The 16492-nt window shown below is 48.9% G+C and carries 17 protein-coding genes, 1 other RNA gene and 2 pseudogenes; 3 read left to right on the top strand and 17 right to left on the bottom strand.

The annotated features are described in order from the left end of the window. Positions 1-4: 4 nt before the first annotated feature. Genes diaA through NNO04_RS03560 form a run of 3 tightly spaced genes read right to left on the bottom strand, consistent with a single transcriptional unit; the run spans position 5 to position 3023 of the window. A complete protein-coding gene (gene diaA / locus NNO04_RS03570; RefSeq protein ID WP_012908572.1) occupies positions 5-595 on the bottom strand; it encodes a DnaA initiator-associating protein DiaA in 591 nt (196 codons plus the stop codon). A 20-nt stretch (positions 596-615) separates the two neighbouring features. Beyond that, entirely contained in the window at positions 616-1011 is a 396-nt protein-coding gene (locus NNO04_RS03565; protein WP_271443522.1) for a YraN family protein, read from the bottom strand. Beyond that, positions 969-3023 (bottom strand): penicillin-binding protein activator, encoded by a 2055-nt coding sequence (locus NNO04_RS03560; RefSeq protein WP_271443521.1) that lies wholly within the window; start codon positions 3021-3023, stop codon positions 969-971. Before NNO04_RS03560 ends, NNO04_RS03565 begins: the two co-directional genes overlap by 43 nt. A 62-nt stretch (positions 3024-3085) precedes the next feature. On the opposite strand from NNO04_RS03560, the gene rsmI reads away from it, so the two are divergent. Then, positions 3086-3949, top strand: coding sequence for a 16S rRNA (cytidine(1402)-2'-O)-methyltransferase (rsmI, locus tag NNO04_RS03555; RefSeq protein WP_271443520.1), 864 nt, complete (start codon positions 3086-3088; stop codon positions 3947-3949). A gap of 111 nt (positions 3950-4060) precedes the next feature. Here rsmI and NNO04_RS03550 read toward each other — a convergent pair whose 3' ends face one another. From NNO04_RS03550 to garD, 8 genes and pseudogenes are all read right to left on the bottom strand, one after another. After that, a complete protein-coding gene (locus NNO04_RS03550; protein WP_271443519.1) occupies positions 4061-4834 on the bottom strand; it encodes a DeoR/GlpR family DNA-binding transcription regulator in 774 nt (257 codons plus the stop codon). Between the two features lie 112 nt (positions 4835-4946). Further along, positions 4947-5990 carry a galactitol-1-phosphate 5-dehydrogenase gene (gene gatD, locus NNO04_RS03545; RefSeq protein ID WP_271443518.1) on the bottom strand — a complete coding sequence of 348 codons (1044 nt, stop codon included), beginning with the start codon at positions 5988-5990 and terminating at the stop codon, positions 4947-4949. 45 nt (positions 5991-6035) lie between these two features. Next, positions 6036-7409, bottom strand: coding sequence for a PTS galactitol transporter subunit IIC (locus NNO04_RS03540; protein WP_271443517.1), 1374 nt, complete (start codon positions 7407-7409; stop codon positions 6036-6038). Positions 7410-7413: 4 nt separating this feature from the next. Then, a complete protein-coding gene (gene gatB / locus NNO04_RS03535) occupies positions 7414-7698 on the bottom strand; it encodes a PTS galactitol transporter subunit IIB (protein ID WP_271443516.1) in 285 nt (94 codons plus the stop codon). Between the two features lie 29 nt (positions 7699-7727). After that, positions 7728-8192, bottom strand: coding sequence for a PTS galactitol transporter subunit IIA (gatA, locus tag NNO04_RS03530; RefSeq protein WP_271443515.1), 465 nt, complete (start codon positions 8190-8192; stop codon positions 7728-7730). Positions 8193-8206: 14 nt separating this feature from the next. Continuing rightward, complete coding sequence (gene gatZ / locus NNO04_RS03525; RefSeq protein ID WP_271443514.1) at positions 8207-9478, bottom strand: tagatose-bisphosphate aldolase subunit GatZ; 1272 nt, start codon at positions 9476-9478, stop codon at positions 8207-8209. Between the two features lie 133 nt (positions 9479-9611). After that, the gene (locus NNO04_RS03520) at positions 9612-10466 is read right to left on the bottom strand and encodes a tagatose bisphosphate family class II aldolase (protein ID WP_271443513.1); all 855 of its coding nucleotides are present in this window, start codon (positions 10464-10466) and stop codon (positions 9612-9614) included. Positions 10467-10691: 225 nt separating this feature from the next. After that, positions 10692-11102 (bottom strand): annotated as a pseudogene (gene garD, locus NNO04_RS03515) (galactarate dehydratase); the annotation flags it as partial. Here garD and NNO04_RS22855 point away from each other — a divergent pair. Both NNO04_RS22855 and rnpB read left to right on the top strand, forming a co-directional pair. Further along, a pseudogene (locus NNO04_RS22855) lies at positions 11098-11220 on the top strand (glycerate 2-kinase); the annotation flags it as partial. The pseudogenes garD and NNO04_RS22855 sit on opposite strands and share 5 nt — an antisense overlap. Positions 11221-11252: 32 nt before the next feature. Next, positions 11253-11633: RNase P RNA component class A (gene rnpB / locus NNO04_RS03510), an RNA gene on the top strand. A gap of 303 nt (positions 11634-11936) precedes the next feature. Here the strand turns inward: rnpB and NNO04_RS03505 are convergent. From NNO04_RS03505 to NNO04_RS03480, 6 genes are read right to left on the bottom strand one after another with little or no spacing between them, the layout of a single operon-like run. After that, positions 11937-12632, bottom strand: a complete 696-nt coding sequence (locus tag NNO04_RS03505; protein ID WP_271443512.1) for a 6-phosphogluconolactonase — start codon at positions 12630-12632, stop codon at positions 11937-11939. 3 nt (positions 12633-12635) lie between these two features. Further along, a complete protein-coding gene (locus NNO04_RS03500) occupies positions 12636-13349 on the bottom strand; it encodes a GntR family transcriptional regulator (protein WP_271443511.1) in 714 nt (237 codons plus the stop codon). Next, positions 13339-13776, bottom strand: coding sequence for a PTS sugar transporter subunit IIA (locus NNO04_RS03495; RefSeq protein ID WP_271443510.1), 438 nt, complete (start codon positions 13774-13776; stop codon positions 13339-13341). Before NNO04_RS03495 ends, NNO04_RS03500 begins: the two co-directional genes overlap by 11 nt. Beyond that, entirely contained in the window at positions 13776-14588 is an 813-nt protein-coding gene (locus NNO04_RS03490) for a PTS system mannose/fructose/sorbose family transporter subunit IID (RefSeq protein ID WP_271443509.1), read from the bottom strand. Before NNO04_RS03490 ends, NNO04_RS03495 begins: the two co-directional genes overlap by 1 nt. A 1-nt stretch (position 14589) precedes the next feature. Continuing rightward, positions 14590-15369, bottom strand: coding sequence for a PTS sugar transporter subunit IIC (locus NNO04_RS03485; RefSeq protein ID WP_271443508.1), 780 nt, complete (start codon positions 15367-15369; stop codon positions 14590-14592). A gap of 5 nt (positions 15370-15374) precedes the next feature. After that, entirely contained in the window at positions 15375-15845 is a 471-nt protein-coding gene (locus NNO04_RS03480; protein ID WP_271443507.1) for a PTS system mannose/fructose/N-acetylgalactosamine-transporter subunit IIB, read from the bottom strand. Between the last annotated feature and the right edge of the window lie 647 nt (positions 15846-16492).

Genomic DNA, 16492 nt, shown 5'->3' with positions numbered 1-16492 from the left:
CTCCTTAATCATCCTGGTGAGGGAAAAGCGTGTTATCGATCAGATCGCACAAGCAGTTTACCGTCAGCATATGCATTTCCTGAATGCGCGCGCTATGGTGTGAAGGGATACGAATCTCAACATCCTGCGGCCCCAATAATCCGGCCAGTTCGCCCCCGTCATAACCGGTTAGCGCCACAATGGTCATGTCACGTGTGACGGCAGCTTCTACGGCTTTTACAATATCGCGGCTATTGCCGCGCGTTGAAATTGCCAACAGGACATCTCCCGCGTGTCCCAGCGCGCGGACCTGTTTGGCATAGATTTCATCATGCAGACGATCGTTAGCAATCGCTGTTAAGACCACATTATCGGTATTAAGTGCAATGGCAGGTAAACTGGGCCGTTCTGTTTCAAAACGGTTGATCATGCTGGCAGCAAAATGCTGTGCGTTGGCAGCGGAAGTACCATTACCACAACAGAGAATTTTGTTGCCATTGAGCAGGGAGTGAACCAGCGTCATGGCGGCGCGGGAGATAGCATCCGGGAGCGCTTCTGCCGCAGCAATTTGAGTTTGAATGCTTTCTGTAAAGCAAACTTTGATTCTTTCTAGCACGCTAATCCTTAAATCTTCAATTACGAGCGATCGTTAAACGCATTCTGAATCCACTCAACATCATTTCCGGTGAAGGCTAACACATCGAACCGGCAATCCACAGTATCAAAACTTCCGTTATGCCGCGCGAGCCACAAACGGGCGGTCTGTAATAATTTGTGTTGTTTGCTCCGGGTCACACTGGCTGCCGCTCCCCCAAACAAGGCGGAGCGGCGGTAACGGACTTCAACAAAAACGGTGGTCTTGCCTTCACGCATGATCAAGTCTATTTCGCCACCGCGCTCATGCACGTTGGCGGCAATAAAATGCAGTCCTTTGCACTCCAGCCATTGACGCGCGGCGGTTTCCCACGCGTCTCCGGTCTGTTTACGTGTTAACTGGCGGGAACAACCTGTCCTTGCTGGTATTTGAGCCATGATAACTTCCTGTTAATCACACAATCCGGCGTGGCAGTTAATGTGCCGGTATTTCCGTTAAGCTCAAAACCTTGCATCTGGCGCATTTGCGAGAAATGGTTGGCCAGAGACCAGGCGTCAACGCCCATGGCATACATACGGGCGAGAGAGTAGTCATTGCCCACAGCGCTGAGCGCCTGCTGCATCAACGGGGCATTATTGCCTGCCAGCATTGGAATTTCACTGTATTGCAGACCTTCCATTTCCAGACGGAAGTCTGGGCCTGCTGTTCCTTGTGCGCTGCGAGAACTGGCGTACAGCGTCGCACCGCTCTGGCTACCGTTGCGCATGGCGATCATCGGCTTAATAAAGGCGATTTCTTCTGGCGTTGCCAGAATATAGACCGCATCCACCCGACCCGCGCTGCCTGTGATTTGCGCGTCAGTCGGCGGGGCTGGAATCGTCAGATCGCCAATCGTAACGCCTGGTTGTGACGTGGTTCCGGTGTTGACTGGACTTCCGCTCAGCGCAATACCGGCACCGCCGTTGACGCCCATTCGCAGCTCAGCGGTTGAGCCAAACTTCTGCTGCAACACGGTGCCGCCACCCAATTTCTGCCACTCCTGAGCAAACGCGTTTGTCACACGATCGCCCAGCCCGCTACGCGGAACCAGCAGCAGGGGCGCTTGTTTCCCCTGTTCGCGAATGTGGCGTGCTGCATCGCGCGCTTCATCTTCCGGCGAAAGGGCAAAGTAACAAATATTGGCGTGATTCTGCACCGCTTCTGGCTGATTCAGCGCCAGCACATTCAGCGGCGTGTTGCTCTTCATCAGCTCTTCGACGTTATTTTTCAACAGCGGGCCGACAACAATGCTGGCGCCATCTTGCTGAACCTGGGCCAGAACCTGGCTCAGCGGCTGGGCGCTGGTGTCATAGACTTTCAGTTCCGCCGACGGGTTTGCTGGGGCGCTAGCCGTGACGGGTTGCGCTGGTGCGGCTTGCACCGCGCTGACCGGTGCGTCGGGTTGCGTTTGTTGATCGTTCGTCAGGTCGCTGACGGAGGCCTGAGAAGGGCTGGCGACACCGTCGGTTGCTTGCGCTTGACTCTGTGCTACGACAGGTTCCGCCGCAGGCGCGGGCGTCGCTGTCGGCTGCGAAGCGACGGGCTGAGTCCCCATATTTTTTGCTGCTTCAAAGCCTTTCTGGATGGTGCGACCAAAGACGGCCGCCTGGCCGTTCAACGGCAGCAGGAGGGCTATTTTGCTGGTGGAAGCGGGTTTAAAGCTCTGAACGTTAGTCAACTGCGTTGGCAACAGTTTCGCCCCCGGGTTTTGTGGGTAGCGTTTTTGCCAGTCAACAATGCCCGCTTTCATCATGTTCGGGTCGTTACGGTTATCAAACCAGACGCGCTGCAGATCCAGCCATCCTTGCAGGACATTTTCATCTGCATTAATGACCAGCGCCTGAGCTTGCTCCTGCGTCATGGACGAAAGTGCCTGCCAGGTCGCATCGATATTCTGCTGCTTATCGTTAGCAGCCAGCAACGGCTCCTGAGCGATTAACGCACGTAGCAAGGAGAGGGAAGGACGTCCCTGGCTGGCATTAATCTGCGCCTGCCAGTAACGCGCTTGTTGATTTTGATCGAAATCAGCAGGGGTTAGCTTATCCAGCAACGCCTGCGCGCCAGCCACATCTTTTTGCGCCAGCTTGATTTCCACCGCCAGCAGAGACTGCTCGCGGCGTTGGGTATCGTTCAGATTTTGCGGCAACTGGTTAAACAATTCGACCGCCTGCTGACTTTTACCTTCCTTCAGCAGTGCACGAATGGCGAGTAATTGCCAGTTGGTCTTGCTATCATCTGAACTTTGCTGCATCTGTTGCAGATAAAAGCCGGAATCAGCCTGTGCAGTGCCCTGCATATGGGCTGCACTCTGATCGGGTGCCTGGGTGCCACAACCGGCGAACATCAATGCTGCCAGGATAACGGGCAGACAGCGCGCGGCTTTCAAACGACAAAATGTTGAGGGTACCATACTGTATCCAGTGATATTTTTTACGCAATGCTCAATATTAAATCGGCAATACGGACGACACAATGAAACAACACGAATCGGCGGATAATTCTCAAGGCCAGCTCTTTATTGTACCTACTCCTATCGGGAATTTGGCTGATATTACCCAACGAGCGCTCGAAGTTTTACAAGCCGTTGATTTAATTGCTGCTGAAGATACCCGCCACACAGGATTATTGTTACAACACTTTGCGATTAACGCTCGCCTGTTTGCGCTGCATGACCATAACGAGCAGCAAAAGGCCGAAACGCTGGTGGCGAAACTCAAAGAAGGGCAGAACATTGCACTGGTTTCCGATGCGGGAACGCCGTTAATTAATGATCCTGGCTATCACCTGGTGCGAACCTGCCGTGAAGCGGGGATTCGTGTGGTGCCATTGCCAGGCCCGTGCGCCGCGATTGCGGCCTTAAGCGCTGCCGGACTGCCATCGGACCGTTTTTGCTACGAAGGGTTTCTGCCGGCAAAATCCAAAGGGCGTCGCGATGCGATGAAAGCTATCGAAGCAGAACCGCGTACGCTGATTTTCTATGAATCCACCCACCGTCTATTAGACAGTCTGGAAGATATGGTCGCCGTGTGGGGGGAGTCCCGCTATGTGGTACTGGCCCGTGAACTGACAAAAACCTGGGAAACGATTCATGGCGCGCCGGTGGGTGAACTGCTGGCGTGGGTTAAAGAGGACGAAAACCGTCGCAAAGGTGAGATGGTACTGATTGTCGAAGGGCATAAAGCGCAGGACGACGATCTTCCCGCTGATGCGCTACGCACGCTGGCATTATTACAGGCAGAACTACCGCTGAAAAAGGCTGCCGCGTTAGCCGCCGAAATCCACGGCGTGAAAAAAAATGCGCTGTATAAGTATGCGCTGGAGCAGCAGGGTGAATAAGGAAAGTCTGTTGAGCTAAATTATGAATGCGTTGCAGCAAACAGGAATGCTGCAACGCGCAGAAAATAGGACAGGGGCGTAACTTGGCCTTTAGCCTGAATCTCTCATGAACTAAACGATGTGGAGTTCCACATTCGTCTTCTCTAGTGCCATCTTATCCTGCTTACTGATGCTATCATCAGTTATTACGCAATCGATCTTGTCCATTGATAGAACCTGGTTAAATCCGCGACGATTAAATTTAGTCGCATCAAGCACAGCAACTACTTTATGTGCTGCTGCCGCCATTACGCTGCTAATAGAATAACCTTCATTAAAAGTCGTGATACCGTTGGTTGCATCGATACCATCTGCCCCTACGAACATCAGGTCTGCACTGATCCCATGAAGAGAACGTTCAGCAATCGTGCCATGCATAGAATGTGTTTTATGTCGAACGGTTCCCCCGCATACTACCAGAGTCAGATCTTTATTATCTGACAGGGTAAATGCTGCCGGCAGGCTGTTGGTAATAACAGTAATATTACTTTTTCGGGTAAGGGCTTCAGCAATTAACAACGTAGTGCTACCGCTATCCAGAATAATGGTCATCCCTTCTTCGACCATCGCTACTGCTGCTTGGGCAATCCGTTTCTTAGGATCGCTTGCAAGCTGATACCGATCTTCGAGTACTACTTCCTGATTGTCGCCTTCTGCCAGATGACTTCCAGGTTTTGCCGCTCCGCCATGAAAACGCGTGACTAGCCCTTTCTCTTCTAGCAAACGCAAGTCGGCTCGGATGGTGACTTCAGATATACCAAAGATATTCGAAAGGTCCATCACCAGTACGCTGCCTTGCGTATTAATCAGGTCGACGATTTTATTCCTTCGCTCAAATGAATTCATGTTGATTTGCCTGATAATTAATTATGACTAGTTTAATCGAAGGATAGTGAAAGGTGAACGATAAATTTCGAAAGTAAATGTGAGCCAGCGCAGGTTGCTGGCTCGTAGAAGATTAACAGAATTTCAGCAGGATTTTTCCCTGCATAGGTGCGCCATTGAGAGCTTTGACGGCACCAGCGAAGCTTTCGGTGTTGCCTCTATGAGCGATGAGTGGCTCTAATTGCAAGCGTTTTTCAGTGAGCAAACGTGCTGCCGTTTCCCATTCCTCTCCTGGCCACGGGCTGGAATAGTTCATCCAGCTACCGAGAATAGACAACTCTTTACGCAATATTTGGCCAAATACTTCAGAGGATAACTCCAGATCATGATGCAGTGTTCCCACTAGCGCCAGTTGCGCGCGCGGTCCGGCAATTTCAATTGCCAAAGAGACCGTTTGTGGAGAGCCAGCCGTTTCCAGAACCAGTTGGTCAAACTGAATATCCGCCAGATGTGCATGAATCTCAGTAGCGCTCATCTCACGGCTATTGAAGGTATGCGTCGCTCCTAGTTCTTGTGCTAGTGCCAGCTTTTCCGGGTTGATATCAATGGCTGTGGTACTTTTTGCTCCTAATTCTCGTGCGCACTGTAATGCGAGCAAACCGATCGTTCCCGCGCCCACGATGATTATGTTTTTACCTTCGCAGCCTTGTGCAAGATGAAAAGCATGCAAACCTACGGTAATGGGTTCAATAAAAGCACCATCCTCTATCGACATATCTGAGGGTAGTCGGAAGAGGTTGGCCCTTTTCACTACCACGTATTCCGCGTTTCCTCCTTCGCTACGCGACCCGACAAACTGGTATTGCTTACATAACGAGAAATATCCACGTTCGCACTGCGGGCAGTGAAAGCAGGGAAGAAGTGGAACGCAGGCAACGGAATCGCCAGGTTGCATATCGGTGACATCTGTACCATACGATTCGACGTATCCGCTGAATTCATGGCCCAGCGTTATTGGGTAGTAATGTGCGCCTTGCGCGAAAATTCGTGGGATATCCGAACCGCAAAGTCCTGAGCTAATCACTTTGACCAGCACGTCGTCATTAGCTTGTAAATGCGGTATGGGACGTTCTTCAACGCGTACGTCTCCCTCAGCGTGAATCACCACTGATTTCATAATATTCTCCAGGAATGGGTAGGGGAGCAATTGCTCCCCCTGGAATTAAGATGCGGTCTGGCTTTCTGTCATGGCTGTTGCTTTTTCTGCTGCCATAAAATTACGGGCCCGACGCCATGTCAGTAGTACGCCTGTAAAATAGATAGCCGCGATAATCACGAAACCTGCCACATTTTGCCAGGTAAAGAGTTGAATCAGCAGCCACGTTACAGGAGAACCACCCTGGTCCATTGATGCCACCATTCCACCTGCTTTCAATGTGCCGGCATTGGCAGCAAGTTGGGTATGCAACCCAATAGTTTGTGTGGCGATCCACAGTGTGATACCCATGATGATAACGCCGGAAATTAACGTACGGAACAGGTTGCCCTGATGCACAGCAACGGCCATTGCCACAAAGAAACCGATGGTGGCGAGATCACCGAAGGGCAGAACCTGGTTACCCGGAACTAACACTGCAATCAGAATAGTCAGCGGAATAAAGATCAGGCTGGCGGATACCACTGATGTATGACCGAGCAGCAAAGCTGGATCTAAACCGATCAGGAATTCCTGGCCGCCAAACGTAGCCTGCAGACGTTTACGTGCATGTTTCGCAATAGGCGTTAAACCATCCATAATTGGTTTGATCACCCGCGGCATTAGCAGCATAACGGCTGCCGTTTTAACGGCGAGTTGCAGTACAGCTTTGATGTCATAACCTGCCAACAAGCCGATCACTAATCCCATTATGAAGCCGACAGTGACAGGTTCGCCAAATGGTCCGAAACGCTTCTGAACATCATCCGCGCTGAAATGGATGCGATTGAGCCCTGGAATTTTTTCAATGATGGTATCAACTAATACTGCTACAGGACCAAGATAAGCTGACGTTCCGTGTGGAATAGCTATTCCTTCCAGACCAAAGAAATCACGCGTATCTTTTGCAAACCAATCACCCAGCTTATAGACAAACGCGGCATGAGCCACAACGCCCAGGATTCCTAACCAGTATGAACCTGTCGCAAGATGCAGCATTGCTCCGGTGAACGTCATATGCCAGATGTTCCATATATCGACATTCACTACGCGAGTCATGCGAGTTACCAGCATTAAGATGTTAACTCCAATAGCCACAGGAATAGCAATGAGAGCGATCTGAGATGCCCATGTCATAGGAGATGAACCTGGCCAGCCAATATCCACCACATGCAGGTTAATCTGGAACTGCTCTGCCATTGCTTTAGCTGCGGGGCCGATAGAGTCCAGCATCAGGCCGATGACAAGGCCGATCCCTACAAATCCAATACCAATATGCAGGCCTGATTTAAAACAATCTCCGAGTTTCATCCCGAGCAGTTTTGAAAAGATGATGATCACTAACGGCAGCATTACCGTTGGACCTAAATCCAGGATATAACGCATTATTTCGCTAAACATGGCATCACCCCACGAGGATAGTCAGGATTTTTTTCTGTAATGCTTCGATACCTACGCCGGAAACAAATGGCATACCGTGGACAACCGGAATGTTGCCAAAAGCTCGATCAACGCGGGCTGTGGTGCAAATGAGGTCTGCTCCGTCCATATAGGTTTCGATTTCAGTTACCCTGCACTGTACCAGGTCGAGTTCTATATTATTGGTTTCACACAGCTCTTTAATTTCTTCCGCAGCCATTGTTGAAGTTGCTACAGCACCGCCACAGGCAACAATTACTTTACGTTTCATAGGCTATTCCTTTTATTATCAGTTTGTTATCAAACCTGTGCGCAGGGCTCAGACTCAAGGATTCTTTCCCGAAAAAGCATTGCCAGTTCCGCATCGGGCGCATTCAGCAATGCTTCAATGGTGTTCGGGTTTTGTAGCTCACTAAACAGACGACGCAGAAGCTTCAGTTGCGCCGTCGGGTTCTCAACAATGAGGGCAATAATTAAAGAAACAGCGATCTCCTTTTCATCATCCGCTTGTTGAAACATGACCGGATTGTTAGGTCGAATCAGGTATATAGCGGGTGATTTCGCATGGATCGCTTCGCAGTGTGGGATAGCTACGGCATGGTTTTCTAGTGCAATACCTGTAGGGAATGTGGCTTCGCGTTCTATCAATGCCTGTGGGTAGCTTTCATGCACGACTCCGTTGGCCATCATTTCTTCTCCAATGTGGGCCAACGCATGCTGGCACGAGTTGAAGTCAATTCCGGTTCGGACAAATAATTGGCTCATATACTCTCCGAATATCAGGCGATTTCTTGCGTACAACCAAAACGATAGGCACGCAGAACGTCCTGGATTTTGTCGATAATCAGATTGTGGGGAGTGCCGCTGAGCGTACCTTCTGACAGACGCTCAAACTGCACAGGCATAAACTGGCTAATCAATCCCAGCGGCAATGAGACATTACTCAGGTTGGTGAGCAGTTTCTCTACACATTGACGGATACGTGGATGTGGCCAGTAATAACGAATTCGGTCAGACAAGCTGAAATGGATATCGACCATCGCCTGGCTCCAGGTTGGGCGATAATATTTTTTCCAGTAGCCAGGTTCGTTCAGCATGACTTCATCTATCACCTCCAACACCTGGCTACGTTGTTCAGGAGGGATCATTTCTTTTTCCATCTGTGCCAGGGCGAAAATGGCTTCACGTAGGGCGAAGGTGAGTGCTGGGCCCACTTTCAGAATGGCATAGTGATCGCGTACGAGTGCACGATATGACTGGCGAGTTTGGTAGTCGGTTGAATGCGCTTCGTACACCATCGGCGTATCTTTGATCCACGTAGAAAGTGCTTTAGCTGCATGCGGTTGATAATGAATAATCTGAGTGTGGTCGAACTCGACTCCAGGCTGTACGACAATGGCAATTACTCGAGTTAATGCTTCTTCAAGGTCTAATGCCCGGAATGCGGCCTGATGTGTTTCAAGCGTCCGAGCCGCATCTTCTTCACGTGTGACGTGAACCGTTCCAATGGTGTTGGCTTCCCCTCCAGGTACTGGAACTTCTGTACCAATGACATATGTCAAATGACGCTTTTGTTCATCAGTTGCGACTGATTCTGCCGCCTGGCAAAGTACAGCGGCACGTTGAGCAACTGTCATCGGGTCAAGGGGGGTAGGGTCATCGGCACAAGACATCGAAGCATCGAGGTGGATTTTACTGAAACCCGCTGATACATAGCTTTTGATGAGTTCAATGGATTTCTCCATTGCTTTTGCTGCAGGCTCATTCTGCCAGCAGTTTGGCCCCAGGTGGTCTCCGCCAAGAATCAAACGCTCACGTGGGAAGCCAACTTCTTGCGCAATGTTATAAACAAAATTGCGAAAATCGGAGGGCTTCAATCCGGTATAACCACCAAACTGGTTCACCTGATTGGAAGTAGCTTCAATCAGCACTTTATTCTCTGTATTCAGATCAAAGCGTAATGCGGATTCAATAACTAACGGATGAGCTGAACAGACTGAGCAAATACCCAAATGCTCACCTGTTTTATGACGAGAGATTATCTCTTTCACTTCTATCTCCGATATCTTTTGTTTATCTTCATAATATTTTGGGTGTTAAGGCAAAGGGTAAAAATCTCTTTCGTGATCCAGCTACAAAAACAAATCTTTGCCAGTCCCAATAAAATTCATAACAATCAAATTGTTATATTTTTCCTTCGCAACCGCAGTCGACTATCACTTTACGTACGACCTCTTTCATCGCGGCCTTTGCCGGAACCATGTAGTGCCGTGGATCGCTGGCATCACGATGGTTGTTTAAATAGTCTTTCAGAGCCTCAGAAAAGGCGATTTTGAGTTCAGTAGCCACATTGACTTTGCAAATACCCAGAGAAATTGCACGTTTGATATCTTGTGTAGGAAGACCGGACGCCCCGTGCAATACGAGTGGGACGTCAACGCATTGACGGATTTCTTCCAGACGCTCGAAATCCAGTTTCGGCGCAGCGGTGTATAGTCCGTGAGCTGTACCAATAGCGACGGCCAAAGAGTCGATACCCGTTTTTGAGACAAATTCGCGAGCCTGTTCTGGGTGTGTATAAAGAACATCTTTTCCGTCTACGATGAGATCGTCTTCCTGACCTCCCAGACGTCCCAACTCAGCCTCCACACTGGCGTCATAACGATGGCAGTAATCTGTGACTTGTTTAACTAAAGCAATGTTGTCAGCAAATGGTAAGTGCGAGGCATCAATCATGACTGACCGAATACCAGTGGCGACTTTCTCTTCGATGTCTGTTGCGTTTTCATGATGGTCCAGGTGAACCGCGAGGGGGTGATTCCAGTTTTTTGCTAACACTCCTGCAATAGCGACGATGTTGTCGATGCCAGCATAGCTGAAGGTACCTGGTGTGCCAGAGACGATCAGAGGGGAGCGTAATTCTGCAGCCGTTTCGACCACAACCTGTAGCGTTTCCAGATTGTGGATGTTGAAAGCAGGCACGGCATAACCTTCCTGCTGTGCTTTTTTAAGCATCATTTTGCTTGAAATGATAAACATCCTTCCTCCGTATTCTTTCGTTTCTCTGTTATCGAAAGAATATATAGGTATTCGGAATGATTAATTGTGATTTCGATCCGATAAATGAAAGATTCGAAAGTTATGGGAGGTTTTTGAAAGTTACATGCAAAAAAAGAGCATGCTTTTGGCATGCTCTTCGAGAATTTGATCACACTATCAGGTCACTGGCGCTGGGTTAAATACGGCCAGCTGGTTATGTAGCCCCTATTGATCCGAGAACGTTTTCTTGCGGCCACTGGCGACTTCAAGGATGAACTCGAACAGCTTCTGCCCTACCTCTTCGATGGTCTCTTCACCCGTCGCGATCGTACCCGCATTGATGTCCATTAAGTCGAACCAGCGGTTCGCCAGCTCTGTACGGGTCGCCATCTTAATCACCGGCACCGCCATCAAACCGTACGGTGTTCCACGCCCGGTGGTAAAGACCTGGACGGTAATACCTGAAGCCACTTGCTGTGTGCCACAAACAAAATCGCTGACGGGCGTGGCGGCATAAATCAGACCGCGTTTGCTCGGTCGCTGGCCCGGAGAGAGAACTTCCACAATGGCGCTTTTACCGGACTTTGCGATAGATCCGAGCGCTGTTTCCACCACATTCGCCAGACCGCCTTTTTGTTGCCTGACCCGGATTGAAACGCTGGAAGAGACCTTCCGGGGCGAATTTGACAATATTTATCGTGCCTCGCGCAATATTGCGGCCACGCTGGCCGTCGGGATGCACAGTGCGGGGTGACAAGGGCGTGCAAACCCTCTATACTTCGCGCCGAAGCTGACCAGACAGTCGCCGCTTCGTCGTCGTCCCTTTCGGGGGAGACGGGCGGAGGGGAGGAAAGTCCGGGCTCCATAGGGCAAGGTGCCAGGTAACGCCTGGGGGGTGTAACAGCCCACGACCAGTGCAACAGAGAGCAAACCGCCGATGGCCCACGCAAGTGGGATCAGGTAAGGGTGAAAGGGTGCGGTAAGAGCGCACCGCGCGGCTGGTAACAGTCCGTGGCACGGTAAACTCCACCCGGAGCAAGGCCAAATAGGGGTTCATAAGGTACGGCCCGTACTGAACCCGGGTAGGCTGCTTGAGCCAGTGAGCGATTGCTGGCCTAGATGAATGACTGTCCACGACAGAACCCGGCTTATCGGTCAGTTTCACCTCTTAAAGAACCCCGCTTCGGCGGGGTTTTTGCTTTTGTAGGGCAGGGAAGATAAATGACTGTCCACGACGCTATACCCAAAAGAAAGCGGCTTATCGGTCAGCTTCACCTCTTAGCTTCGGCTAACACCGTTAACTTAAGCCAATGAATGAGGGGAAACACCGGGATTTGGTTCCCGGAGGGACGCCAAACCCGGTGGTCGCCCCGGGTATCTCGTTCTTAAGCTAACGGTGTTACCGCTTTGACGGTTTTTTGCTAAGTATAAATGACTGTCCACGACGCTATACAACCAGAGGCGTTGAAATCAAATTACATCTTCGGAATACACTATTTCAGCATTAGGATGTATTTTTACCAGCGAAGCGGGTAGGGACGTCGTCACGTTACTTTTGAGCAACTTGCCAAAGATCTCCTTTTTATGCTCGCCAGTCACCATCAAAATGACTTTTTTGGCTGACATAATTTCCTGTAATCCTAACGATATACCAAATTCAATATTATTCTTACCGGATACCATCGGATGCGCTTTTGAAGCCGAGTGCAGCGTAACTTTACTGACGTTCACCGGCAAACCTTCATTAGGCTCGATAAAACCGATATGCCCATTCATACCCAGACCAATAATGCACAGGTCAGGATTCTTTATGGTGTCCATCACATCCTGAATACGTTCAACTTCGGTTTCTGGTAATTGACCGCCATCGAACGCGATGTAGTTTTCTGGTTGAATTCCCCATGGCTTAACAACATGTTCAATTAAATAATGCTCACATGAGTCTTTATCCGTTTTACTCAGACCCACCCATTCATCTAACTTAATGATTTTGGCGTTGTTGGCAGGACTGGACAGCATTGACGGCACCATATCAAATGCTTTAGTCGGTGTTCCACCTGAAGCAAGAATAAATGAAGCGTCTTCTTTATTCGCTATAGTGTCGGCAATTTGTTGCGCCACATGGGCCGCAACATCTTCCTGGGTCGTCAATTTAACCAATTGCATCAGTTAACCTCTTTTCATATTTCGTGTAAATTCAAGAATGCCTGAATCAGTGATTGAGACGGTGTATTCAAATACGCCATTCTCATTTGAACCGATGCGAATAACGCTCATCATAGGAGTGGGTTCATTCACCTCAAAAATTTTGCACTGCTCTTCATTGAGAATAATGGGCGTGAGCTTTTCTTTAATGCTCATTTCGCCACTCTTACCAATATCGTCCAGAGCCCGGTACAGGCCAACCTGTTCAACATGTTCAATATTAAGTAAGTTAAATGTTGATTGCAGAAGATAAGTATCTTCAAGAACAGCCAGAGAGTCGTTGACATAACGACGACGGGATATGACTGCAAAACATTCATCTGCGGCAACGCCAAAAATATTTGCGACAAACGCAGACTTTAGAAAATTAACCTTCTCAATAATGGTTTTATGTTTCAGCCCTTTTTTATCGACATCCTGAGTAAAACTTAATTCAGGCTCAACTTCCTCGCGGAGCATCGGAATGGTCACAATATTACCAATACCCTGTTTCGATACGAGGTAGCCACGCTCAATCAGGTAGGCGATAGCACTACGTATGGTTGAGCGGCTGCATTGATATTTCTCTTTTAACATCAATTCAGAAGTTAATTTATCACCTTCCTGTAAGCCGCGAATCTCTTCTAAGATCAGTTCAGAAATTTGCAGATACTTCGGCAATAAATGCTTAGATTCCATCGTCTTCTTCCTCAAAGGATATCTGCGTATCTTCTATAACAAACGCAGATATTGATTCTTTCCCCTGCTCTAACACTATTTCAACAAGCTCTGACATGGTATCGACGTCATTTCTGGCCTCAACAGCGGCCACCACCATATTGAAATTTGTACCGGTTAGAACCTCAATGTCATAACCCATTAGTTTTAACTCTACTGACTTATTAAATGGGGTACCACCCTTCATGTCAGTGAGGACTAAAAATGCAGAGTTCGGTTCCTGAGATGTCACCAGACATTCCAGTTGATCCCTGAACACAGCGGAAGACATATCGTAGGCATAGGGAACGGCATAAAGATTGTCGACATCGCCCAATACGCCTTTAATCAGACTCTGTAACCCTTGAGAGAATTCTCCGTGGCCACTCATGATCACGACAACGTTCATTACACAATCCCCACTGCAGCGCCAAGGATTGAAAGTGCAGTGATGGCGCCAATCATGACCAGTGGTTTGACTTTTTTGACCTTAACCGCGTAGAAGACGGTGATAGCGACCAGTGCAGGCAGTAAGTTAGGCATCACGGCATCCAGCAGATCGCTTTGCAGTTTAACCACCATGTCACCGGCATCGAGCGTTAGGGGTGTCGATATTGAAATATAGGAGGCCATCAGGCCGCCTATCACCGTCATCCCAAGAATGGTGGCGGTACGTGAAAGCTGGGCGGAAACCGTTTTGATGTTGGCAAAGGCCTTGGTGCCATTTTTGTAGGCAAAGTGCATCAGGCCAAAACGGATCGAAAACTGAATCACGAAGAAACTGATCAGATAAAAGAACGGCGCGAACACGTTACCGTGGCTTGCCAGACTCGCGGCAATACCGGCAATGATGGGAATCGCTGTCGCCCACAGTAACGAGTCGCCTAAACCCGCCATTGGCGCCATCGCGCTGATTTTAATGCTGCGGATAACATCAGGTGCTGCTTTCTTACGTTCGGCGGCCAACGCCAGGCCAAACGCAAAGGTGGGCACGAAGGTGTTGGTGTTGAAAAACTCGCTGTGCAAATTCAACGACTTTTTAAGATCGTCAGGATTGGAATGGATCTTCTTCAGCGCAGGTAGCATGGAGTAAATCACCCCACCAGCCTGCATACGTTCGTAGTTGAAACTGGTATTCAATAACATTGAGCGCCAGCACACCTTATTTAAGTCTGCTTTGGTTAACTCAGGCGCTTCAGTTTGGTCGATAAAATCGCTCATCTTAGATCCCTTCTTCTTCAGTTTCTGGTGTCGTTTTAGGCATAGTCTGCTGACGATATTGATTAGAAAAGAAATCGTAAGCGGCGAAACAACCCCCAAAGATCGCCAGCGCGAGGATCGGCATCTTCAGGTAACTCACTGCGGCGAAACCTGCAATCAGGAACAGGATATGCTGGCGTTGCCACATCATTTTAAGCAGCATTGCGAAACCAACGGCAGGTAAGATCCCGCCAGCGACGCCCAGACCGTGGATGACAAACTCAGGTAACGATTTGATGAAACCGGAGGCTTGTTCGGCGCCAAAGTAAATCGGAATAAAAGCGACAACAAAGTACAAGATGAAGGCGAGGCTAAGACCCGTCCATTGAGTTCGGGCAAAACCAGAGAAATTCATGGTTTCGATATAGCGATCGTTTTTATGCATGTACACCGCAAGGAAAGTACAAAACGCGGTCATGATCGCCTGCATCAGGATGGCGAATGGCACCGCCAGAGCAACAGAAACCTTTGGATCGAGTCCACTCACAATAGTGAACGTGACGCCGATAACGGTACCTATCACCATGTTAGGTGGCTGAGCGCCGCCAAATGCTGCGGTCTGACCCAGAAAAACCAGCTCCAGAATCGCACCGACCATCAAACCTGTTTTGACGTCACCCAGTACAAGACCAACCAAAAAGCCAACAACGACTGGACGATAGGTTTGAAACTGCTCAGCAAACGAATCCGCCCCGGTAAATGCGGCAACAAGCGCAATGAGCAAAACTGTTGTTAATTCCATGAAATTTACCCTTTATAGGCTTGTTTGCTGTCATTAGGCGTCAAAGCGTAATACACATTAATTCCCTTGCTGGCTAACGTGTCCAGGGCCGCTTTTTCTTCAGGGCTTACGTAATAGGACTTGTAAACTTTAATGTCGTGCTCAGCGGACCAGGCGCGATTCCCCAGGTTGATCTCTTTGATCGGCACACCATTTTCAACAAGCTTTAACGCATCCAGTGGATTGTCAGCCAACAGCAGAATGTGTTGTTTCTGCGATGCCTGGTGAATGATATCGATCGTTTTCTGGACTGAAAAATAGCGAACCCCAACCCCCTCTGGCGCAGCAATAGATATCAACTGTTTTCTCATTTCATCTTCAGCTATTGCGTCATTGCAGATAACAACCAGATTTGACTGTGTATGCGGAATCCATCCTGTCGCAACCTGACCGTGAATGTAGCGGTCATCTAAGCGGGTGTGCACGATATTCACCATGGTTTATTCTCCAGACCGTTGGGTGGCTATTTGTCCGGATGTCCGGACAAGTGCGATTGTTAAGCATAATCCAGAATAAAAATGAGAAGGCGGTCAAAAAAGAGAACAAAATGAAAAACCATTTCAGACCATAGCGGGGAACGCTGAAAGTATCAGTGGCGGGAAGTTGGGGGACTGAGAGTGCGTGATTATGCTGAATAGTGTCTCGCTGGCAGCCTCCTTATTGGCGTAAGGACAACGGAAATTCGGCCAGAATTCCCACTCATTTGTGGTTTTGTGATGAAAGAAAAAAGCCAGAGGACGGGGTGTGCTTATCTCAGCAAGCCTGCATTATGCCGTGCAGCGTTTTTTAGCCAATAATGTACTCGTTGATAGTGTGAAAACAGCCTTCTCTGCGTGTAATTAACGGGGGAAGGCTGGGTAATAAATCGGCATATTTGAAATAACGCGGGCAGCATTCATCCGGAGAGATTTCTTGTTTTGTGACCATTAACACAAAACGCTACCTGTGAGGATTTTTGCCAGACAAAAGAAATGCCGATGATCGAAATCACAAAATTACGCGCTGCAAAAATTGACAAATAAAGTGTTAAAATATTGTTTTAAATGATAATGAAAATGGATAATTGGTTTGGTAAATGATAAAT

It is taken from the genome of Citrobacter sp. Awk 4 (genome assembly GCF_028069725.1).
In the GTDB taxonomy this organism is placed as follows: domain Bacteria; phylum Pseudomonadota; class Gammaproteobacteria; order Enterobacterales; family Enterobacteriaceae; genus Citrobacter_D.
The sequence above is the reverse complement of the archived record's forward strand: the minus strand, read 5'-3'. Positions and strand labels throughout refer to the sequence as shown.